Origin of the sequence: Pantoea sp. App145 (genome assembly GCF_047947045.1) — a bacterium.
Taxonomy (GTDB): Bacteria; Pseudomonadota; Gammaproteobacteria; order Enterobacterales; family Enterobacteriaceae; genus Pantoea.
Window position 1 is genome coordinate 247,746 of sequence record NZ_CP133293.1, and the last position, 23,066, is coordinate 270,811.

General features: G+C 43.3%; 19 protein-coding genes and 2 pseudogenes. 12 read left to right on the top strand and 9 right to left on the bottom strand.

Annotated elements, in window-relative coordinates; all coding sequences use genetic code 11:
• The first annotated feature begins 972 nt into the window (after positions 1 to 972).
• From yciA to RCF31_RS25985, 3 genes are all read left to right on the top strand, one after another.
• Positions 973 to 1,404: an acyl-CoA thioester hydrolase YciA gene (gene yciA, locus RCF31_RS25975; RefSeq protein WP_416414212.1), complete on the top strand. Its 432-nt coding sequence runs from the start codon at positions 973 to 975 to the stop codon at positions 1,402 to 1,404.
• A gap of 181 nt (positions 1,405 to 1,585) precedes the next feature.
• A complete protein-coding gene (locus RCF31_RS25980; protein WP_416414213.1) occupies positions 1,586 to 2,461 on the top strand; it encodes a helix-turn-helix domain-containing protein in 876 nt (291 codons plus the stop codon).
• A gap of 228 nt (positions 2,462 to 2,689) precedes the next feature.
• Positions 2,690 to 2,908 (top strand): hypothetical protein, encoded by a 219-nt coding sequence (locus RCF31_RS25985; RefSeq protein WP_416414560.1) that lies wholly within the window; start codon positions 2,690 to 2,692, stop codon positions 2,906 to 2,908.
• 108 nt (positions 2,909 to 3,016) lie between these two features.
• Here RCF31_RS25985 and RCF31_RS25990 read toward each other — a convergent pair.
• The 4 genes and pseudogenes from RCF31_RS25990 to RCF31_RS26005 form a co-directional block, all read right to left on the bottom strand.
• A pseudogene (locus tag RCF31_RS25990) lies at positions 3,017 to 3,236 on the bottom strand (nucleotidyl transferase AbiEii/AbiGii toxin family protein); the annotation flags it as partial.
• Positions 3,229 to 4,001, bottom strand: a pseudogene (locus RCF31_RS25995) (type IV toxin-antitoxin system AbiEi family antitoxin domain-containing protein). The pseudogenes RCF31_RS25995 and RCF31_RS25990, both read right to left, overlap by 8 nt.
• A gap of 182 nt (positions 4,002 to 4,183) precedes the next feature.
• Positions 4,184 to 4,534 carry a hypothetical protein gene (locus RCF31_RS26000; RefSeq protein ID WP_416414214.1) on the bottom strand — a complete coding sequence of 117 codons (351 nt, stop codon included), beginning with the start codon at positions 4,532 to 4,534 and terminating at the stop codon, positions 4,184 to 4,186.
• 493 nt (positions 4,535 to 5,027) lie between these two features.
• On the bottom strand, positions 5,028 to 6,245 hold the full coding sequence (locus RCF31_RS26005; protein ID WP_416414215.1) for a mechanosensitive ion channel family protein: 1,218 nt from the start codon (positions 6,243 to 6,245) through the stop codon (positions 5,028 to 5,030).
• Between the two features lie 270 nt (positions 6,246 to 6,515).
• On the opposite strand from RCF31_RS26005, the gene RCF31_RS26010 reads away from it, so the two are divergent.
• A complete protein-coding gene (locus RCF31_RS26010; RefSeq protein ID WP_416414216.1) occupies positions 6,516 to 6,896 on the top strand; it encodes a Kdo hydroxylase family protein in 381 nt (126 codons plus the stop codon).
• 1,533 nt (positions 6,897 to 8,429) lie between these two features.
• Here RCF31_RS26010 and RCF31_RS26015 read toward each other — a convergent pair.
• Both RCF31_RS26015 and RCF31_RS26020 read right to left on the bottom strand, forming a co-directional pair.
• Positions 8,430 to 8,564: a hypothetical protein gene (locus tag RCF31_RS26015; protein ID WP_416414217.1), complete on the bottom strand. Its 135-nt coding sequence runs from the start codon at positions 8,562 to 8,564 to the stop codon at positions 8,430 to 8,432.
• Between the two features lie 412 nt (positions 8,565 to 8,976).
• Entirely contained in the window at positions 8,977 to 9,636 is a 660-nt protein-coding gene (locus RCF31_RS26020; RefSeq protein ID WP_416414218.1) for a hypothetical protein, read from the bottom strand.
• A gap of 670 nt (positions 9,637 to 10,306) precedes the next feature.
• On the opposite strand from RCF31_RS26020, the gene RCF31_RS26025 reads away from it, so the two are divergent.
• The 8 genes from RCF31_RS26025 to RCF31_RS26060 all read left to right on the top strand — a co-directional run bounded on the left by RCF31_RS26025 (position 10,307) and on the right by RCF31_RS26060 (position 20,176).
• A complete protein-coding gene (locus tag RCF31_RS26025) occupies positions 10,307 to 11,899 on the top strand; it encodes a tannase/feruloyl esterase family alpha/beta hydrolase (protein ID WP_416414219.1) in 1,593 nt (530 codons plus the stop codon).
• Between the two features lie 187 nt (positions 11,900 to 12,086).
• Entirely contained in the window at positions 12,087 to 12,302 is a 216-nt protein-coding gene (locus RCF31_RS26030) for a YdgH/BhsA/McbA-like domain containing protein (RefSeq protein ID WP_416414220.1), read from the top strand.
• Positions 12,303 to 12,825: 523 nt separating this feature from the next.
• Positions 12,826 to 14,139: an NAD(P)/FAD-dependent oxidoreductase gene (locus RCF31_RS26035; protein ID WP_416414221.1), complete on the top strand. Its 1,314-nt coding sequence runs from the start codon at positions 12,826 to 12,828 to the stop codon at positions 14,137 to 14,139.
• A 56-nt stretch (positions 14,140 to 14,195) separates the two neighbouring features.
• Positions 14,196 to 15,746: an ABC transporter substrate-binding protein gene (locus RCF31_RS26040; protein ID WP_416414543.1), complete on the top strand. Its 1,551-nt coding sequence runs from the start codon at positions 14,196 to 14,198 to the stop codon at positions 15,744 to 15,746.
• On the top strand, positions 15,746 to 16,747 hold the full coding sequence (locus RCF31_RS26045) for an ABC transporter permease (RefSeq protein ID WP_416414222.1): 1,002 nt from the start codon (positions 15,746 to 15,748) through the stop codon (positions 16,745 to 16,747). The genes RCF31_RS26040 and RCF31_RS26045 overlap by 1 nt, the downstream gene beginning before the upstream one ends.
• Positions 16,744 to 17,559: an ABC transporter permease gene (locus RCF31_RS26050; RefSeq protein WP_416414223.1), complete on the top strand. Its 816-nt coding sequence runs from the start codon at positions 16,744 to 16,746 to the stop codon at positions 17,557 to 17,559. The genes RCF31_RS26045 and RCF31_RS26050 overlap by 4 nt, the downstream gene beginning before the upstream one ends.
• A complete protein-coding gene (locus RCF31_RS26055; protein ID WP_416414224.1) occupies positions 17,556 to 19,151 on the top strand; it encodes an ABC transporter ATP-binding protein in 1,596 nt (531 codons plus the stop codon). The genes RCF31_RS26050 and RCF31_RS26055 overlap by 4 nt, the downstream gene beginning before the upstream one ends.
• A 29-nt stretch (positions 19,152 to 19,180) precedes the next feature.
• The gene (locus tag RCF31_RS26060; RefSeq protein WP_416414225.1) at positions 19,181 to 20,176 is read left to right on the top strand and encodes a dipeptidase; all 996 of its coding nucleotides are present in this window, start codon (positions 19,181 to 19,183) and stop codon (positions 20,174 to 20,176) included.
• A 202-nt stretch (positions 20,177 to 20,378) separates the two neighbouring features.
• On the opposite strand, the gene RCF31_RS26065 is transcribed toward RCF31_RS26060, so the two are convergent.
• From RCF31_RS26065 to RCF31_RS26075, 3 genes are read right to left on the bottom strand one after another with little or no spacing between them, the layout of a single operon-like run.
• Positions 20,379 to 21,152, bottom strand: coding sequence for an ABC transporter ATP-binding protein (locus RCF31_RS26065; RefSeq protein WP_416414226.1), 774 nt, complete (start codon positions 21,150 to 21,152; stop codon positions 20,379 to 20,381).
• Positions 21,149 to 21,922, bottom strand: a complete 774-nt coding sequence (locus RCF31_RS26070; RefSeq protein ID WP_416414227.1) for an ABC transporter permease — start codon at positions 21,920 to 21,922, stop codon at positions 21,149 to 21,151. The genes RCF31_RS26065 and RCF31_RS26070 overlap by 4 nt, the downstream gene beginning before the upstream one ends.
• Positions 21,919 to 22,911 carry a glycine betaine ABC transporter substrate-binding protein gene (locus tag RCF31_RS26075; RefSeq protein WP_416414544.1) on the bottom strand — a complete coding sequence of 331 codons (993 nt, stop codon included), beginning with the start codon at positions 22,909 to 22,911 and terminating at the stop codon, positions 21,919 to 21,921. Before RCF31_RS26075 ends, RCF31_RS26070 begins: the two co-directional genes overlap by 4 nt.
• Positions 22,912 to 23,066 lie beyond the last annotated feature (155 nt).

Consider the following 23,066-nt stretch of genomic DNA (forward strand, 5'->3'; position numbering starts at 1 on the left):
AGTGCTATTAATTAAAAATTATAAAAAAAAGTCCTGGATTAATGCCAGGACAAGTGTTAGGAATGCGAATAAAGTAGCTATTATAGTAGTACGGTCAATCACAGGAAAAAATATGATAAAATTAAGATACATTTTTTTCGTTAAGTGCTAAGGAAGACTAATTAAGCATTAAATTATAAAATAGTAATTCACCCTACATATCATAAAAACAAGTCCCATATGCATCAATCATTTTCTTTCTTGATTTGAAACAACCAGTTAATTAAAAATTGATGCTGGACCTTCAATTAAAAACCGGTATGCAATATTTAGAACTTTCTCCAACCAGTGCCTGGGTTCATCATTGATAGATTTAATTTCGGCGAGAAAGATATGAGTCCAGCCCGATGAATGCCGAAAGAACAGTTTATAGAAAAATCAATTTAAAAGCATATCTATTGAGGTGAAATCAATTTCGATGCCGCGAACGCAGTTAACCATGTTAGTGAACAAAATTGCGGTAACAGCACCGATGATTTTAATCACCTGCTGATCAGTATAATTCGCCTTTCTCAACAGGCTGAAATGATGCACAGCCAAGGTTCCCCGCGTTTAAACTCATTCAACTACCGAAATAGATAAGTCCAAAATCAATCAAACAACACAAACCAATTCACTTAGTTTCATTTGGAAATAAATAATTAATCTGTGAAATAAAAATACGACTGCATTAGCACTTAACTCAAAATAAAGGATCTTGAAAATACATCACAGATGTCACAAGCATTTATTATCAAAAAATTAATTCTTTATGTATATATTGTGTTAACACATTGTGAAATATAATTGACTTTAATTATAAAATAAAGCCTTTACATCATAATTCATGTATGTTTCATACTTTTAACTAATGATTTATTGTTAATGAATTATTTCCCTGAATGTTCTAAGTATTCAAACACGACTCTTTAATCTTCGAATAGGGATTAGCTTATGATTGAAAAATTCAAGTCGCCCCAGGGCGACATGGTATTACGTACCCTTGCAATGCCAGCCGACACCAACGCCAATGGCGATATATTTGGTGGCTGGATTATGTCTCAAATGGATATGGGTGGAGCCATAAAAGCGAAGGAGATCGCGGAGGGGCGTGTCGTGACGGTTCGTGTCGATGCTATGAGCTTTTTAAAACCCGTTGCTGTGGGAGACGTTGTCAGTTGTTATGCTCGCTGTGTAAGGACTGGCACTAGTTCTATATCAATTCATGTCGAAGTATGGGTAAAAAAAGTCGCTTCAGAACCAATTGGAAAAACATATTGCGCTACTGAGGCCGAGTTTATTTATGTTGCCATTCAGCGAACTGGTAAATCACGACCATTACCAAAAGGAAAGGCCAATTTCTGTATTAAATCAACTATTCTATGAATAGAAAATCAGGCGCTAACTTTAATACCATCTACTGACATTACAGTAATTTCCAATAAGAAAATTATATCAAAATTTGTGCCTGAAAAAGCTAGAGACAGAAAATTTTGCAATGGTTGTATGAGAATGTCTTGACATTTAATCAATCATAAATGAGCAAATAACCATGTGGGGTATCTCAATGGAATATCATAGCTTTATGCATTCATTGCTTGTTTGGATAGAAAACAACTTAACAACGCCTTTAAGCATTGATCATATTGCTTACAAATCAGGCTATTCAAAATGGCATTTGCAACGCATGTTCAAAGAAATTACTGGGCAAAGTGTAGGAACATATGTACGCGGGAGAAGATTATCTAGATCTGCAATTGCATTACGTCTGACCAGCCGCTCAATTCTGGACATATCTGCTGTATATCAATTTGAGTCCCAACAGTCTTTTACCAGAGCCTTTAAGAAACAATTTAGAGAGACACCCTCTCGTTACAGAAAATCGGAAGACTGGGATGCAAAAGGAATACATCCACCAATCACTCTTTCTAAACAGTTCCCGCTTCAATTCTCATTTTCCATCATTGATGACATTAGCATTTATGCATTCTCAGGAAAATATAAAAGTACATTAGATTCTTTCAACGAGTCCCGAACTATAATAAGAGAATCATTATGGAAGGAAATTATTGAAAAACGGCCTCATCTCCCTGGAAAATTATATGGCCTCCACATAGCGATACCAGGTGAAAATGCATTCGATGAGCAGGAGCTTTTTTATGCAATAGGTGCAATTGAAAATGATTCATTCAACGGCACTACAAATTTAGATAAAATTAAAATTGAGAGAGGTCATTATGTAAAGTTTAATTATAATGGTCCTTCTTCAGAATTTCAAAGATTCATATTAACTATCTATCACACGCATTTACCTTCTTTAGGTCTGATAAAGAGGAAAGGATATGACATCGAGAGGTATAGTACGGATCAATCACGAAACACAAAAGAGCTTCCATCATTCATTTCATGCGAATATTTGGTTCCAATAAGAAATCCAAATTGAAAGATTTTAGTTACTAAATGCTTGGTACACATTTTGCGCTATAAATTCATCATTATGTCTCGTTCCCGGTATTGGTCTTGCGCGGATCGCCAGGTTCACTTCCTGTTTCGATTAACCTCCGGGTAATGGCTCAATCTCAGTGACGGACAGATGGCCTATATGGATTTGGGTTTAATGAATGCGAAGAAATCTTACTCAGTAGTATGACATGAGGTATTGGTCGGGCCATTGCTGAAGCATTTTTATCTGAAGGTTCAATATCACTTTCTGTGCATGAAATGCAATGAGATTGATGCGGCGCAGGCTGAATTGGGCAAACAGGTCTTTGGCTACAAAGTAGATGTTGCAGAGCTTGCCCCGGTACGCACCTGGGCAGTGAATGCGGCTGGACACATGGGGTGTCTACATCGTCATCCCGGATTTCAGCGCTTTGACCGGCGGTTCTGACCCAGAACTTTTGACACCATTCTGTGGAAACGGGCTCACTCCACACGGTGAGGCCTTTCGAAGGCCTCCACACTGCTGCAATACCAGTCTGTTGTTGCAGTATTACAGCAATGCGCATCAAAGCAGCCCGAACATTTGGCAATACCACATCTCTGCTCTCCAGTGGAATGTAGGACTAATCAATATCAACCGATAAAGGTGGAAAATCACAGACAAATAAATTGATGGCAGTTCCACCTTTTAATGCAAAGCATGGTTCTGATGCCACGACAGGTAATGCACTGAGCAACAACGTAACTTGCCGATAATAAGGTGATTGCTTATCCATATGAGGACCCTTTGATAACAAAACTTTCTGGAACAGTGTTCTGATATTTTTGGTCCAACTTGCCACCAGATACGATCTGTCGTTTCCCAGCACCCAAATCAATGCTGGATTTATCTATGCGGTTAACCCACGCATGGCCGTAATGTTCGACCATAAAAAGGTAAAGACGGTTAGTTTGAACTGCTCGACTGGATTGCAACAACATTGCGACTTTACGTGGACTCAGATTTACCTAGCCCTGAAACAACTCTCCAGCCTGTTCAAATAAAAGCAACCCTGGGACCGCATTAACAATCTCGTATGCAGCTAATTCAGGCACAATCACTTTGAAACGCTCACCCTTAATTTCTACCTCTGTCAGCTACTTTTCATCATGTATATTGAGCTTCTGATTCGAAAGTAAAAGCCATTCGACATTGGGAAATCCTTTGAACCATTTTGGTAATGAAGCTTTATCTTCTACACAAAGCCTAATTGCCTGAGGCGTTGAATGAAGATAATGAGAGCGCCCCTGATAGGCCAGGGTAGTGAGTCCGGCCAGATGCACAGAAATTTCCAGCTGATTTTGTAAGCACAGAATGGCATCACTCCACAGAGGTTCATGCCCGCTTCGCACATATCCCCCAGCACGCAACTTTTGTAACCAGTTGCTGTGCATATACTTATTGGCTAAAGACGGACTGATGCCATTTTTGTCAACCAGGGCTGCAACACCAAAGTTCCCGGCGCTGTGTTCTGCAAGAGCAAGTTTATTTTTGATGACATACATTCATCAATAGTTGAACAATAGCATTAATATTAAACTAATCAGTGAGCAAAATGTCGATAATAAACCGCTGCTGGCACTCCAGACACTCCTGGGCCGTTGATAGTGATGTTCATATTCAGGAAGGGAAACTGGATCAGTCAAACCATAGCGTGAAGAAAGCCAGGAATGTGTTAGATAGTCAAATGGCATGACTTTTCTCGGTTTTATTGAGTACGGTATGGCTGTTTTCTGTAGAGGTAACGGCCACCTCACGGCCTTGAATAATCAGGTCCTGATCGGCCACCACGTCGCTGCCATGGAGAAACGCGTCGTTCCCCGCCTCCAGCGTCAGACTGCCCGCACTGCTCCCGGCTACGCTGCCTTTCTTCACGTTGATGGTGTCGTCACTGGTGAGTTTCTGCTTCGTACTCACCACCGTGAATCCTATCCCGCCGGTGCCGCTCAGGCCGGGTTTTTTCTTCTGTGTGATACTGACATCGTGGTCCATCTCATCGGCGATGATCAGCGTCAGACCATGCTCGGCATGCATGGCCAAATCGCCTCAAGCACTGATGGTGGAACCGGTTTCCTGCCTTTCCTGGTTGAGAACGCAATTGTTCTTATCGCGGGTATAAGACATTAAGGCAGAGGTCCCGGACTCAGGACATGCTTTCCAGTGATAAAAGCGTGCGAATTAGCCAGAACCATATCCTCAACAAGCAGTACAGAAGGTCTTAATTCCAAGGTGTTAGTCCAGAGCCTTGCCGATACAATCTACCGGTGCCAGCCAGAATAATTTAAACTCAAGATAAGACGATAGTTGATAAAACTTCTGTCGGAGATAATATGACCAGATGGGCCATTTAAGTTCACCTTATCGCGCTTGCTGAAATGGCACCGTGAATAGATACCATAAATGAATCAAGCAGGTTAATAGTAGTTGTCAAGGAGTATGCCTGCTCGACGAGTTGAGATTATAGATAAATACATTCTACTCTACATCCAAAAAAGGGCAGAAGTTCGATGTTAAAAATAAATAATATTCACATGCGCAGCTGCCTCTCCTTAAAAACATTTACAGATGTCACATAATTTATTCCATTTTCTTGATAGATAGTAATACCAAAAAATTTCGCCATCGCGTAAATATGTTCGACTAAAGATGCCGAGATCTCCTCATACCATGACCATTGTGTTGTGGAACAGAAACAATATATTTCCAAAGGTAACCCATAAGGTTGGGCATCAAGCGTCCTCACGAGTAATGTCATGTCCGTTTTTACTCTCTCATTAGAGTGAAGATATTGCCTGATATAATCACGAAAAAGCCCAAGGTTAGTCATATCATGATTGTTAGATTCATTAATCCTCATGCGAATATGTTCACAGGCAACTTTCATCTCATGGGACCGTCCGGTTAATTCATTGAGAAGATCCTTATGTTTTTCTGACAAGAATTCGATTGATGATTGGTCTATGAACAGTGTCCTTTTTATCCGTCTCCCACCCAATTCATACATCGTCCTCCAATTGATGTAATTTTCGGTGATAAATGTTTTAGTAGGAACGCGAGAAATAGTATTATCCCAGTTTTTTAATGTGATTGTATGCAATGCAATATCTATTACCACACCATCAATGCCATATTGAGGAACTTGTATCCAATCACCTATCCGCAATATATTCGATGATGAAACCTGGATGTTGGCAACTAAAGAGATGATCGTATGCTGAAAAATCAACATCAAAACCGCTGCAACAGCCCCCAGACTTGACAATACAATAACAGGTGATTTATTAGAAAGTATTGCAATGATAAGAATAACTGCAACACTACCGTTAAATATTTTTGCTATTTGTATATATCCTTTTATTGACCGATGAGAGCCGATGTGATTATTTTGCTCATGTTTATTTAGCGTACCCTCCAAAATCTCATTAATGACGAGAAAAAAAGAAAGTATCATGACAATACTACACGAAGATTGAATGATTTCACGAATAGTGAGTGTCAATAAACAGTCACTTGACACCAATAACCAGACGATTAACGAAGGCACAAAAAGAGAAGCTCTTCTGATGATTCGTTTCTCTCTCTCCGAATATTCTCTATTTTTATTCTTCAGAGAATGAAACAGAAATCGAAAAATCAATCTAAATATCACATAACGACTGATAAAATAAACCATGACATACAATAACACCCCAATTACTAGATGTTCAGCTTCGAATTTATAAATTTTAATATCAAATGAAAACATATTTAACTAATCCTATTGCTAGATATAAAAAATAAAAAACTACCATTATCGCATTTTGCAACATCATCTATAGCACATGTTTTTCCGGTCAAAAAAATACTATGATGTAGTTCATACGGAAAAAATTATCAAATCCTGCTAAATCAGACCACCTTCTATAAATACATACCCCACACATTAAAATAAAGAGAGCGTAAAAATAAGATGCTAAATTCCGGAGACCATTTTACGATGATAAATACTTATAATGACAACTAACCAAACAATCGTTTGGGCCGGGTCGGGGAAACATTTCCAACACTTGCACAACGATTTCTCCCACGCCTTAAAGGCTATTCTCCATTACTTAGCAGACTGCTATACACATTCGTAATATTAAAAATCCTTCGTAGTCATCATCACCATTTGATATTTCAACTTCAGGATGCAATGGAAGCAGAACCTGATTATTTGAAAAACTGCCCTCATATCGCGATCGAATTTCCTTCCGCTAGCAGTTTAATGTTTTTTCCAGATGAGACGACTCATGCCGCCATTGGCGGTCAATTTATGCTGGAACAAACATACCTTTTACCGGTTGAAGCAATGCAGGAACCGCAGCACGCACCGTTGAATACACTTCAGACATTGCTCTATAATTCGCTAATTTAATGTATATATTCATATGTCCGCTCTTGATTCTGGCTGAAGTCTGTGGCAGATTCCGCCGCAAATAGATCAATCACTTTCGATTACTTTCAAGGTAATTATCGTGTTTTCAGATCATACATTACTTTTGTTCAGGGTTAAGTAAGGCCGATATGACCAGGTATTTTCCCGGACAATCGTTCAGGATGTTAACACCGGGCTTCATCATAAAGCACGTTGCGACAGGTAGGAGGGGGGAATTAATCACTACGGAAGAACTATACGCGACCCTGAATACCTTTCAAGGTTATTTGAGTAAAATCTGATTGGTTAAATAATTTCCACAGCCACAGTGAGCGTGGTATCTTTCATATTACTGAGACAAAATTTCTTGATTCTAGCAAACTCTCATAAGTTGTTATTTTTCTTATCCAAATACCTTTTGGCTCTTCAACCAGTGTATCTATAATCTTATCTTAAGAGTGCTTTTAGAACAAACCAACAAGAAAAATTAATAACCCCTCTAACATAAATCCCATCTAGAATCATATTGATTTTATTACCTTTGATATTTCCGACAATCTACAACTGGATGAAAAATATAATAAAAGAGAGTCCTCGTATTTTTTAAAGAAAATTACGGATATTAAGCAGCTTTAACAGTTCGCTTCAATATTTAAAGTATAGTTGATATGTATTAAACAGCTAAAAAGACCATTAAAGATAGCGAACGGATTAACGTGTTTTAGGAAAAAAAGTTACAATCATTATTAGACGAATCTTTTCTATTATTCCATAGAGGCAGAATAAGCATTACCAATACATGTTTAATCTTACCAAAAAAAGACCGGAAACTCCGGTCAATTAAAAGGTGATCTTTCAATAAGGGATTACCTCTCAGGAGGAGGTTCAATGTTGCATATTAGAGTATTGATGGGATTGTCATATGGTGCTCTTTCAAATATAAAATGGTAACAAGAACAAAAAATAACAATGAGTACCGGTTATATACCTGGATGGAACTTATTATTAAAAATAACTGGTTAGCTCATTGAAGATGCCGAACAAATCGAAAAGCAGTAGGATAAATGATAGCTTTGTGATGTCACCATCCTTCCAATATTGGTATTACCGGAAAATGCTATTTCATAAAATGAAAAAAGCCCTGGACTTTACCAAGGCAAGTGTTAAGAACGCTAATAAAATAATTATTATAGTAGTACAGCCACTCTCTGTAAAAATATGACAAAATCAATAAACGGTTTTCTCGTAAAGTGCAAATAAAGGCAGGTCAGCATTAAATGCTGAAATAGCAACTCACCCTGCATATAAAAAAATCAAACCGTCTATCAAAGATATCAACCATTTACTTTTGTACTCTGAGCCAACCTCTTACTTTAAAAATTGATACTGAAAGTTCAAGTACAAACCAGGATGCGGTGTTAGTAGCTCTCCTAAACCTGTGCATACGCTCATCATTGATAGTTTTTGTTTGGGTGAGAAAGCGATGAATCCAGCACGATCAACGTTGAAAAATATTTTTATAGCTGGATTTGTTTAGAGCAGTTTTAGTGGGCGATAATCAATTTCAGTATACTTAAAGCGGTTAACCATATTGGCGAACAAAATTTCGGTAATGGCACCGATGCTTTCAATCAACTGTTGTTCGGTGTAATCAACCTCTCTCAGCATGCTGAGATGATGTGTAGTCGAGGTTCAGCGCCTTGAAACCAGTAATTGAACAATTTTCACCACCGTATCAATACACGTATCATCAGCCAGAAATTCCTTTTTTAACTCCAGTGTCTGCGGCTTGCTGCATTCCACTTTCAGCACCATTGGTGTATGCTGCCGGATAGAAACACAGCCATTTTCTTCACTGGCTTCGAGGTCAATTGCTCCGCCTTCTCATATAATTAAGGTAAGCAGTTTAAGTATATGCACCGAATAGCCGGTGCGTATGAGCCAATAGTCAGGCTAATCATGAATAATTCCAGCCTCAAACAGCATAGAAACATTTTGGTTGGCATGAATTATTCGATTATATTCCATAAAATATACAGAAAATCATTGCCGATAACCATCCCAACCATAATTAGAAAACTTAAGAAAAAACATGTGATGCTTTTGCTTTTTCATTTGCAAGCGAAGCATTTTCCTGGCTTCGTGTTTGCCACAAATACCGCGCTGAAGCAAGAAAGCAAAAGCTATAACCCAATAGTTCTGAGCTTTCTTCTGCCATATTTTTTACAACCCGATTGTAACCATCAAGCATGAGATTTTGCCAGAGTTGGTGCATACCAAATAATCGGGAAAATACTAACACTATCAATAAACCTGTAGCTGACATCAGCCATGTGCGATGACTAATGAACTTTGCTAACCCCCGCATAATGCTTTGTGGCGAGCGCAGTGCTAATACTATACAAACTGCTGAAGTAAACAAAGCGAACCACACCCAGCAGCCATGCTTTATATAATCAAATAAAAAGTCAAGCTCCCGTATCAACATACAGGCATAAAAGCCACCAATTAGTATTAATCCACTGCGTATTTCTATTCGATTAATTGATGTTACAAAAAACATACCCGTAATCAAAGCCAATATAACTTCCTGTAGAACTTCGCTTAGGGAATTTTCATGGAGCGCATTATGCATCCAGTTAACATCAATATAGACTGAAAACATCATTGCAGTTATAAAGACTGCAGAAATCAGGAAAAACACCACCTCATGGAATATATATAAAATTTGTTCACGCATGGAAACACCAACATTAAATATCAGCACATAAATAATAATATTATTATTTCACCTGAATAATTTCTCATTTCATGCTTTTATGATAGGGTCTATGGAGATTAAAAAATCCATTATAAATGAAATCGGTAAAATTACGTATAATAATCATTAATATCCCGCAAGGAAAAATGAAAATCTTTACTAAAAAACCACATACCCAGAATATTTACCAGCGTTGGATTAATTATGTTTCTCCTTTGCACGTATGCGTAGTTGATGACGTTGGGTATAATAATCGTCATTTTTATCATACCGGAGAGATTCTGAATAAACTTCTTATAAGGTCATCCAATTTCACCTCTCCGAGGTTAGGAAGTCTAAATCATTTTTATCAATGGTTATTCCGTACCCTGCGGATCAGCGGCCCCATGAACTGGAGTGACCTCACTCCAGCTGACGTTAATCTGACTTTAATAAAAGCTCTTATCTATAAAAATCCCAGCGTACTTTACGATACACTGATTGGTCATCCTGGGTTACAGCATGAGAGGCTATCACATTCCTATGTTCACGAACCCGCTCACACCTGGTCAAAAAACGGCTTTTGTAATTAAAGAAATGATTTTTATTCCCCAGATGAACTACCCGGCACTTGTCGGTTAATAAATCTATTCAGCCATGGAGAAGTTTTATGCATAAAAATAGAATACCAATGAAACCTTACCCCTCCCGGAGTGTGGTTTCCCTTGCAATAATTTTATCAGGTTTGTCATTTTCTTCGCTGGCACAAGCAAATACCATTTCGCCCCCACAGCCAGTTCCAGTTGCTTCTACACCTGGTGTTGTAGCCTGTAATGATCTCATGAAATTAGCCATTCCCGATACCACTATTGATAACACAGAATATTTGCGAGGATCGTTTACTCCCGCAAGTAAAAATGCCGATGTATTGCGTGGTGGCACGACTAATACAATTAACGGTTTACCGGAATTCTGTCGGGTGTCACTTACTATAAAACCATCCATCAAAGTCGAGGTCTGGTTACCTGCTACTAATTGGAATCACCGCTTTCAGGCAGAAGGCAATGGCGGTTATGCAGGATTCATCGTTTATGACGCTATGGGGCGGGCATTGAAACAGGGTTATGCAACAGCATCAACCGATACCGGGCATGAAGGGTCGCAACTGAACGGTAAATTTGTCCTCAACGCAGATAATAGCCTCAATCACGGTGCTGTGAATGATTTTGCATGGCGGGCTGTACATGAAATGACCGTCAAATCGAAAGCAATAATTCATGCTTATTATCAGAAGCCCATTAGTTTCTCATACTGGAATGGCTGTTCAACTGGTGGGCGTCAGGGCCTGATGGAAGCACAGCGTTTTCCGCATGATTATGACGGAATCTATGCAGGTGCACCAGCCATAAATTGGGATCGATTTATCGTGGCTGAACTCTGGCCAAAACTGGTAATGCAAAAAGAACTGGGCAGCAGTATCAGCAATGAAAAATTAAGCAAATTAAATGCAGCAATAGTCGCGACGTATGATCAACAGGATGGAGTAAAGGATGGGGTTATTTCTGACCCATTTAAAATTAGCGTTGATGATGCCGTCTTTAAAAGTGCCGGATTTAGTGCACAGGAAATGGCTGTTGTCCGAAAAATTTGGGCTGGTCCGACAACACCTGAAGGTAGGCAATTGTGGTACGGACTCGAACCTGGCGCACCTTTCACTCTGGCAACTATGGCATTTCCAATAAGTACAGATTATTTGGGGTCATGGCTACAGAATAACCCTGAATGGGATTGGAAATCACTAAATTATAAGGAATATACAGATCTATTTTCCTTATCAAAACAGATTTTTGCCCCGATCATCGCAACCGACAATCTTCAGTTGAACACTTTTAAAGCATCAGGTGGCAAACTGCTTATATGGCATGGATTAAGTGATCAACTTATTTTTCCAAAAGGAACGATTGAATATTATAAGAACCTCATAAGCACAATGGGTGGAATGGAAAGCACACAAAGTTTTGCACGCCTCTATCTGGCACCTGGAGTTGAACATTGTCGAGGTGGTGAGGGTCCGAATTCTATTCAGGGAATGGATGCACTGGTTAAATGGGTTGAAAAAAACAAGGTACCACAAGAAGTTATGGCTCAGAAAATAGTTAAGAATAAGGTTATTCGAACGTTACCGCTTTGCGCATGGCCCAAACGTACTATTTATCTGGGCAAGGGTAATATTAATGAAGCAGAGAGCTATGCATGTAAATAACGCATATTCATAATTAACCTTCAGAATTTCTGAGTATAGCTAACCAGGTTTTTAGTACCTGGTTAGCTCAAGGAATAGCATTAATCATCAAAATTATGAGCATTAATTATCAACTTGCAAATAGTAATGTCGGTTATTATAATCATGTTAATCAACATCTCAATCCTACACAAGTGAGAATAATATTATGACATCTATTAAAAAGACCGTATTGGCCTCAGTTGCTGCAATTGCATTTGTTTCTTTTGGAAGTTTTGCTCAAAGTATTACTGCAATTGACTCTACTATTGATGGAGCAGAAGCTCAAATCGCAGAAAAAGCACAACAGAAAGGTATGCATTACAGAATTACAGAGGCAAGCAATAATAATTATGTACATATGACGGCAGAGTTATATAAATAACCTTTTATAATGAATTATTTATTACCACCTCTATATTCATTAAATTAAGACTTAACATATCTTCAACTAGTAGTTTGTTGTATTCGTGTCGACTTGCTCCCTGCAAATTTGAGGGTTACTTTTTTGAAATGGTATTCCACACCAATTACAATACACGAGATAACCCTCGCATTCCATGCTAACAACCTCTTCATCAAACATAATACAGGTTTGTTCCATCTGGCAGAATAACTCATCATTGTATGAGAGTTACCAATAAAATCTTCTCTGAATTTGAAAATCCCCCATCATAAAATGGTAAAAAATCCGATATAAAATCACCTACCCTCAGGTATCTGGCTTGCAAAGCAGTCCATCATTACCCCCATTTCCTGGTTTGTCATTAACTTATTCTCGTTAAGCATTAGACTATTTCTCCCCAGGTTCATTATCATCTCTCACATACTTAATTCTTTATCTACCAGGCCCCCATTGGGTCGGCAGGCTTGTCTCAGATGGCTGCCAGATTGATTAAACATAAAAAATGAACATTCAACACCTTCCTTTAGACCAGAACATAAATGGCTGGGCAGCATTAGATAACCGAATTCCGCGTTTTTCTTCATTACGTGGAAAAATAACTGCAAACTGGCTGGTGATTGGGGCGGGCTATGCAGGACTCGCGTTTGCCCGACGCATTGCGGAACTGCGCCCCCATGAGAGTGTAGTGATTCTCGATGCCATAAATATCGCTGATAATGCTTCGGCACGTAACTCAGGTTTTGTGATAGACCTGCCTCATACGGTTGGCAGTTCTTCTGCCGAGCTGGAACACGCGAACACCTATCGTCGGCTACTACAATATGGTGTCAACCATCTGAAACAAGCCGTCCACCAGCACAATATTGATTGTGACTGGATGAATTCAGGGAAATATCACTGTGCAGTCAGCCAACAATTTGACCGTGAAATTGATAATTATCAACAAGAGTTGACTTCGCTGGGTGAAAATCATCAGTTCCTGGAAAAAGATGATTTAAAAAAGCGACTGGGTACAGATTTTTATCGTCGTGCGGTTTATACCCCAAATTGTATTCTGGTTAATCCTGCTGCTTTGGTAGCAGGTCTTGCAGCAAGTTTGCCTGAAAATGTGACTATCTATGCCAACTCACCTGCATTACAGATTTCAACTTCGGGCCTCATTCATGCCTTTACACCCCATGGAGAAGTACGCGCTGACAAGCTGATGCTGGCAATAAATGGTGCCGCTCGTGGCCTGCCTCTGGTTAAGGGTAGTGTCTTCGCAATGTCTACTTTTGCAACCCTCACTGAACCACTCACACTACAACAACGCCAGCGTCTGGGGGAAATCAGTCCCTGGGGTCTGACGCCAGTTAATGCATTGGCTGGCGCGACTTTGCGCTATACCCGAGATCACCGCTTTCTGATTCGTGAACATGTCAATTTCGCACCAAACCTGATCACCAACGCCGTCGAAACTGGTATCCACGCTCGTCGGCATCAACAGCTATTCAGCCGCCTATATCCTCAGCTCGGGGAAGTGAATATGGCGTGGAGTTGGTCTGGTCTTATCAGCATTACACGTAACGGAGCACCCGTGTGGGGACAACTCGCTCGGAATGTATATTCCGCAGCAGGGTGCAACGGTGCTGGGATTTCTAAACAAAGCGCCTTTGGTCGTCTGCTTGCAGAGCAGGCTCTTGGAGAAGACAACCCTCTTTTATCCGACATGTCATCCCTGGGCCGAGCGAACTATTTACCACCACGACCATTACTGGATATTGGCGTAAAAAGCTTTTTGGCTCGGGAACGTTGGTATGCACGTAGCGAAATTTGAAAACAACATTCCTTATCAACAATTCACTACAAAAATATTTATTACAGGGATTAAAAATGTCACATTTTTTAAATCGTCGGGAATTTATTAAGTTTTCACTGGCTGCTGGCGCGGCAGCCAGTGGCCTCGGACAGAGCCTACAAGCATATGCTGAGGGCAACATACCCGTAATAGGTGGACATCTTAAACTCGGTATTGATGGCGCAGCCACCACCGACCAGCTTGATCCTGCTAGCTGGATAAGCTCCTATATGATGGTAGTCGGCTGTGCATGGGGTGACACACTAGTAAGAACCGATCCTCATAGTGGTAAAGCGATTGCTGGTCTTGCAGAAAGTTGGGTATCCAGTGAACAATCCTCACGCTGGATTTTCACACTACGTAAAGGGGTACAATTTCACAACGGGCAAACACTGACAGCAGACGATGTGGTGAAAACAATTACCCGCCATCGTGATCCTAAGTTCCGTTCAGGTGTTATTGCTTATTTGTCAGCAATCGATTCAATCACGGCAAACGGTGACCAGGTCGATATCAGGCTCACGGAAAGCAATGTCGATTTCCCATTGGTTCTGTCGCTCTGGAATCTGCAAATTCAACCCGGAGGAGGCTATGATAACCCGCACGCAGGTATTGGAACCGGCCCTTACCGTATCGTTAAATTCGAACCCGGTGTCTATACCCAACTGGAGAAGAACACCAATGACTGGGACACCAATCGAGGATATGTCGCCAGCGCTGAGGTCATCGCCATTAATGACACGACGGCACGTGTTGCCGCTTTATCAACAGGAAAAGTTCATTTTATCAATAGCCTCAATCCAAAGATCGTTCCGCTATTAAAAAATGGTCCAGTGACCCTGTATAACACCCCAGGACGTGGGCATTACACTCTGCCAATGATGGTAGATACACCACCGTTTAATAACAATGACCTTCGGCTGGCACTGAAATACGCCATTGACCGTGAGCAAATACTGGAACGTGTTTTGGGCGGATTTGGTTCAGTGGGGAACGATTTTCCCGTTAACAAAGCCTATCCACTCTTTCCATCCGACATCCCCCAGCGCCAATACGACCCAGAAAAAGCGGCATTCCACTATAAGAAATCAGGTTATACCGGACCTCTTATCCTGGATGTCGCCGACGGCGTTTTCCCGGGTGCTATAGATGCCGCCACACTTTTCCAGCTTAGTGCCCAGAAGGCCGGTATTAAGCTTGATATTCGACGTCAGCCTGACGATGGTTATTGGAATAATGTCTGGCGCAGCAAACCGTTCTGCGTATCAAGCTGGGGGACACGTCTGACGCAGGATTTGATCTACTCCCTTGAACTCGGCCCAGCCTCTGCCAGCAACGAAACTCACTTTTCTCATCCGCAATTTGCCAGCCTGTTAAAACTGGCCAGGGCAGAGGAACATGAAGCTAAGCGTGCTCAATTGTACCACGATATCGCGCTTATCGTGCGTGATGAGGGGGGTACGCTACTGCCAGTATTCAATAACTATCTGAATGCCAGCAGCAAAAAACTGTCAGGCTACGTTGAGGATGTAGGTAACGATCTCTCCAATGGCCATGTCATTGCCAGAGTGTGGCTGAATAGCTGATGGTGCTGAATAACTCAAAAATGAGGATGCCGTTACTGGCATCCCTAAATCCGCTGGTGCATGCTCTGGTGCACCGTTTGTTATTGGCGGTTCTATTGTTGTGGGGAGTTTCACTACTCATTTTTATAGCGGTAAATTTCTTACCTGGTGACTACGCTGCCACCGCACTAGGCAAGACAGCCACCCCTGAAACAATAGCCAGTGTACGACACAGTCTGGGCCTGGATAGGCCACTGATAACACGCTATATCTCCTGGTCATTACAGATTTTGCAGGGCGATTTTGGGCATTCGTGGGCTGGACAACAGGATGTCGGCAAACAGCTGTGGCATCGCCTGGGCAATTCACTATGGCTTGCTGGTTGTTCTGCATTGTTGGCAATTCCCCTGGCCATCATCGGTGGGTTACTGGCGGTGCGTTATCTGCACCGATTACCCGATCGCATAATCACGCTAATTTCACTGGTTGCGCTTTCTTTACCAGAGTTTTTTATTGGCTATCTGCTGATTATGACGCTGGTGGTACATGCCGGAATATCCACCTTCCCCTCAACTATTTATGATGGGATGAGTCTGTCTGACAGACTTGCTGCGATGCTGCTCCCGGTTTTGACACTGACTATTGCTGTGCTGGCAAACATGTTGCGTTCAGCTCGTAGCGCACTGATGTCCGTGACGCAGTCTCCGTGGATGGAAACCGCAAAACTAAAAGGATTACCGCCACTACGGATACTTTGGCGACACGCCTTACCCAACGCTATTGCGCCGGTTCTGACTGTTGTTGCAATGAATCTTGCCGCCTTGATCGTAGGTGCCATGATCGTTGAAGTCATTTTCGTCTATCCCGGTGTCGGCCAGTATATGGTGGATGCTGTAACGGTACGTGACATACCGGTCGTTCAGGCATGTGGGCTGGTATTTGCCGCTATCTATATTCTTTTTAACCTGCTGGTGGACATACTGATGATGCTGGCAAACCCCCGAATGAGGTTGCCGCGATGAAGTATGCCCCTCCTTCAATTTCAACCATTGTAGGTAGTATCTTGCTGACCATTATTGCCATGTTGGCCATCACTGTCCCGTGGATTGCGCCTTATGGCCCCAACGATATTGCCGGCGAAGTCTGGCAACCGATGAGCTCCACTCACTGGCTTGGCACTGACAGCCTCGGACGCGACCTGTTCTCCCGGCTGGCTTATGGTACGCGACTGACACTGCTGTTTACGCTGATCATTTCAATATTGTCCACACTCTCCGGTGCGCTATTGAGTTTTCTGGCGGTCAGTATCGGAGGGTGGTTTGAAACCATAATCTCGCGACTTAATGATCTCTTTATGTCCTTGCCATCATTAATTATTGCGCTAGTCGCACTGGCCGTCTTACCCCATAACAACGCGTCGCTGATCATTGTGTTGGTGGTTGTATTGGCAACTCGCGTTTATCGACTGGGCTACAGCCTGGCCACCCATATCGCCGCCACTGACTACATGGAGGCAGCACGTCTGGCAGGTGAGTCGCATTGGTTTCGGGTTACACGCGAGATGCTACCTAACGCTCAGCTCCCCCTTCTCGCTGAATGGGGAGTTCAGTTCGGCAACAGTATCCTGTTCATTTCTACGCTGTCGTTTCTGGGGCTGGGAATACAACCCCCAGATGCAGACTGGGGAAGTCTGGTACGTGAAAATAAAGATGGCATTCTGTTTGGCATCAGTGCGGCTTTCTATCCTGCCATCGCTATTGCTCTTCTGGTGATCGCCGTGAATTTGCTGGTGGATGCGCTCAGCAATCACTTACAGCAGCGGGAGGTACAGTGACTGAGAAAAGCATTTTACGTGCTAACCAGCTTTCAATTGGCAATAGCCGGAAGACACTGGTGAACAACGTTACATTTGAGCTGCGTCACGGCGAAGTACTGGGGATTATTGGTGAGTCAGGAGCCGGGAAATCGACGCTCGGGCTGGCCGTCATGGGCCATTATCGCGGTTCAATGTACCCAGTCAGTGGCAACATTATGTTTCAGGACAGACAATATAACCCTCAAGATGTTTCAGACCTGGCCCGGCAACAGGGAAAAAAAATCTGCTACGTTGCTCAATCAGCCAGTAGCAGCTTCAATCCGGCCATGAGGATAGGTCAACAGGTGATTGAGGCGGCCTGTTATCACGGCAAACTGGATCGTCTCGCGGCGCATAAACGGATGCTGGAACTGTTTACTTTGCTTGCTCTGCCGCATCCGCAACAATTTGCAAAACGCTACCCCCATCAGGTTTCTGGTGGGCAATTACAGCGCGCAATGACGGCGCTGGCACTCTGTCCATCACCGGATATCATCGTATTTGATGAACCCACCACTGCGCTGGACGTCACCACACAACTTGATGTGCTGGCAGCCATCCGCCACACGATTAAACAGACGAAAACTGCGGCTTTGTATATCTCACATGATATCGCCGTGGTTTCGCAGGTTGCCGATTCACTGTTAGTATTGCGAAATGGCGAGCAAATTGAATATGGCTCAACAGCTGACCTTATCCGTTCAGCAAAACACCCTTATACCCGGGCACTGATTAATGCCCGACATGCTGAACCACCGGAAGAACGGCAATCCGAGATTGCAGCCCTTGAACTATCCGGTTTAACCGTCGGCTATGGCAGTGGCGAACCCGTGCTCTCGGACCTGAGCCTTACACTTGCTCGCGGACAAACCCTGGCATTGGTAGGCGAGTCCGGTTCCGGAAAATCAACCCTTGCGCGAACACTGATTGGCCTTCAGACCCCGTGCTCAGGCAAGTTAATGCTCGACAATTCACCCCTGTCGTTCACCTGCGAACAACGTACCCCGCAAGAACGACAAAAAATACAGTACATTTATCAGCATGCTGACTCTGCGCTGAATCCGCGCCATCGTGTTAGTGAACTGATTGGTCGAAGTCTGAAACGGCGGAATGGTTCTGGTAAAGTCGCTCTGCGTGAGCAAATTATCGCTTTGCTGAAACAAGTTGAACTGGAACCCGAGTTGATCGATCGCTTCCCAGCGCAATTATCAGGCGGTCAAAAGCAACGCGTCGCCATCGCACGAGCACTGGCATCTGAACCAGAGATCCTGATTTGTGATGAGCCAACCTCGGCACTCGATCCACTGGTAGCAAAGGGGGTACTGGCGTTATTTCGGCAGCTACAGCGAGATAAGGGATTAACGCTGCTGTTTATTACCCATGACCTTGCCACAGTGCGCAGTATCGCCCACTCGGTTGCCATCATGCATCGCGGAAAATTGATTCGCCACGGTCTCCGTGACACGGTCCTTTCACCGCCATATGACGATTACACCGCACGCTTACTACGCTCGGAACCCACGTTAAACCCCGATTGGCTGAATCAAGCACTGACATCACCCGCCAGTTAATTTTTGATAATAATGGACAGAGTAGCCATATGACAAAACAGGATCTGAAACAACAGGCCCACGCCCTCTATACTGATGCACTGATATGGGACGGGCATTCTGGTTTTATGCCCGACCCCGCAGCCGACCTGAATAATCTCCAACGCTGGCGCGACGCGGGAGTACATTATCTGTCGGTGGACGTTGGCTTCGATGTACTTCCCTGGGAACAGACGGTGCGTAATCTGGCCGTATTTCGCCACTGGATCCTCGACCACTCTGATGATTATCTTCTGGTCAGTGAGGCTCAGGACATCCTCAGCGCGCGTGCAACAGGCAAACTGGGCATCAGCTTTGATATTGAGGGCATGAATGCCCTTGATGGGCGTGTCGAGATGGTGGAGTTTTATCATCATCTCGGAGTACGCCAGATGTTGTTCGCATACAACCGCAATAATCTTGCGGGAGGCGGTTGCCATGATCAGGACATTGGGTTGACATCATTTGGCCGCGAAGTCATTGATGAAATGAACCGCGTAGGAATGTTCGTTGACGTGTCTCATTGCAGCTACCGCACCAGCATGGAAGCGATGGAGTATTCAAAAAAACCTGTAATTTTCTCTCACTCAAATCCTGTTGCAGTGACACAACACGGTAGAAATATCAGCGATGAACAGATTCGGGCGTGCGTAAATACCGGGGGACTCATAGGGGTAAACGGCATTGGCGAGTTTCTCGGTAGCCATAATCCTGATGCCGCTTTGTTTGCTCGCCATGTAGACTATCTGCTGCGCGTTGCGGGGCCACGTCATGTAGGTATTGCACTGGACTTCGCTTTTCCGGTCGGTAATGTCAGCACTGAAGAAATTCTGGCTGCACATCCCGAATACTGGCCAGAGTCTGAATACTCCGGCTCTTCAGGCTATGTCACGCCAGCAATACTCAATGAGATTGTTGTCCATCTGCTTCAGCTCGGTCACAGTGAAAAAACTATTCGCGGTGTGCTCGGAGAAAACTTTTATCGGCTGGCGAAAGAGATCTGGTGAAAACAGGCCTCTAACAAACAATGAGGCCCCTTACGAGTATCACAAGCCAATTGCGGAAGAGATACGTAAAGCAGAGGAATTAAGGTATGGCTGAGTAATTAGCACAACGATGAACATGCGGGCGGGGAGATTAACTACCCGCCTGAAACAGATATTCCCTTAACCTCCCTTTAGTCATGGAGGAAAAATCAGGCAATTTCTACTAAGAGGAAGTGAGATGCCGTTTTGCCTCATATCGAACCCGCTGTAGGACTTTCTGTTTTAAATATCGGTAATCTGCATGCTCAACAAGTGTTTCTATATCCCGTTGACGGCCAAACGGCAGTGTAACTTCATCGACAATGCGACCCGGATGGGCTGACATTATGAGCACCCGATCAGCCAAAAACAACGCTTCGTCTACGTCGTGAGTGACAAACAATAACGTAGTTTGATTTTCCAGCCAAGCATCACGCAACAATTCCTGCATCATCATACGAGTTTGCGCATCCAACGCCCCAAAAGGTTCATCCAGTAACAGCACTTCAGGCCCGGGTAGCCATGCTCTGGCTAATGCCACTCGTTGTTTCATGCCACCTGAAAGTTGCCAGGGAAAATGGTCTTCAAACCCTGCCAGTCCCACCCGCTTCAGCCATTCACGTGCTCTGGCATTTACGAGCTCTCTATTGTGCTTACTCAAGCGAGGACCAAATGTAACGTTATCAAGAACATTAAGCCAGGGGAAGAGATTTGGCTGCTGAAAAATCATACCTCGTGATGGGTCAGGTTGTTGTACAGATCGCTCATTGCAAAATATTGTCCCTTGCTGAGGCTGATAAAAACCCGCCAACAGATTCAGAATAGTGGATTTACCGCAGCCAGAGGGACCGAGCAAGACAACAAACTCACCTTTAAAAATATCAAGATTGATATTATCCAGCACCCTATGCTGTTCAAAAAATAAGCTAATTTTCTTCAGTGAAATATGAGCGCTCATCCTTCCCTCCCCGCCCAGGGTACCAACCAACGCTGCATACCCAGCAGCAATAAATCAAGCAAATAACCAATTCCCCCAAGCAAGAGAATTCCAATCATCACAATATCGGTGCGCAGGTATGAACTGGCATTGATTACCATCCAGCCTAACCCTGAATTAGCAGCGACCATTTCGGCAGCAATAAGTGAAGTCCAGCCAATTCCTACAGACAATCGTACTGTGGTGAAAAGATCCGGCAATGTATTTGGAAGAACCACCCGTAAAAAGATCTGGCGGCGGCTGGCACCGAGTGTCTGCGCCACCCGGATGTGCGAACGTCCAAGCCTTTCTACCGCAGCCTGTGCACCAACAATTACACTAAGGAAAGTTGCGATAAAAATCAGGAAAAACTTAGAGGCTTCTCCGATCCCCAGCCACACGACAGCTAACGGGATAAGGGCAATTTTAGGTAATGGTCGCAGGAACTGTACAAAGGGGTTAAGTACAGCGGTCAATGTTTCTGACATGCCCATCATCAAACCGACAGGAACACCCAGAAGGATGGCGCAGGTAAAAGCACTCAGCGAACGTGCCATGCTTACAGCGATGTTCTGCCACAACGGAACCTGACGATAGCCATCAATGGCCAGTTCCTGTGCAGTTTGACCAATATCGATAAGAGAGGGAAGCAGCAATGGGTCAACCCACTGCTGCGCTGCTGCCGTTTGCCAAAGCACGAAGAACAGCGCTACCGAGGTGACGCTGATTGCAACTTTTACAGATAATCTCATGGTGCAGAGTGCGCCGCCTCACGCAGATAGCGTGAATTTATCGCAGCGTCCCAGTTTGCTGGAATATCTCGCTTACGTACTTCCCCCGTTTCTGCGAGGAAGCTGGCCGTTTTACTCAGTGCCTTACCAAGGCCGGTATTATTGGTATTTTGCCCCTCACCAAGCCATGCATTGGTGGCCTGCTCCTGAATGGAAGGATATTCAAGCCCTGAGAGAGTATTAGTCGCAGTGGTGACGGGGGCACCAACCTCTTTGGCAACGATTTCTGCCGCCTGTTCCGGATTCTTACGGAACTCATCTACCTTTTGTTGATGTACCCGCAGAAAGGCACTTACAATTTGCGGATATTGATCAGCGAAGGTTTTACGAACGGCATAGTTGTTATAAATCAGGTAACCATCCTTTTGCAGATCCTTTGTAGCGAAGACCTGATGTCCCCCCGATGCTTCCAGCTCCTGTGCAAAAGGTGCCCAGACATAACCAGCATCAATATCACCACGCTTCCAGGCAGCCACCATTTCAGCAGGACGCAAAGGTAATAAGGTAATTTTGCTGCGATCAAGATGATAAACTTTGATAGCCGCATCAAGTGCATATTGGGAAGTTGAGTTTGGTGGATAGGCAACACGTTTGCCCTCGAGATCTTTCAGGCTATTGATACCACCTTTACCAATCAATCGCTCGTAGCTGGCTATCACACCAGAGACACCAACGATTTCTATCGGTAACTTGCGCACAAGACCTGCTGTAGCAGGACTCGAACCAAAGTTAGCTATATCAATGGCATTACTGGCAAAGTAGTTAAGCGCATCAGCTCCTGATGCAAACTGAACCCATTGCACCTTCGTACCAAAAGCTTTGTCCAGCGAACCATCGGCTTTAGCCAGTATAATGACCTGTGAGCCACCGCTATAAGCGATGCGAACCTGCTGTGGTAACGCTGCATAACTAATATTACTGACCAGGCTGACAGCTAATAAAAAACCCATTTTTTTCTTCATTACTTTTTCCTGTTTTTTCAGTAGCACTCTACGAGTGTTATTATGCATATAAAAATAATGCTGCCTCATATGAGTAGTAGTAGGTTTCCTTCCCGCCAAAAAATTCTCGTCAGGGGATAAAAACAATACAGGGCATTATTAAA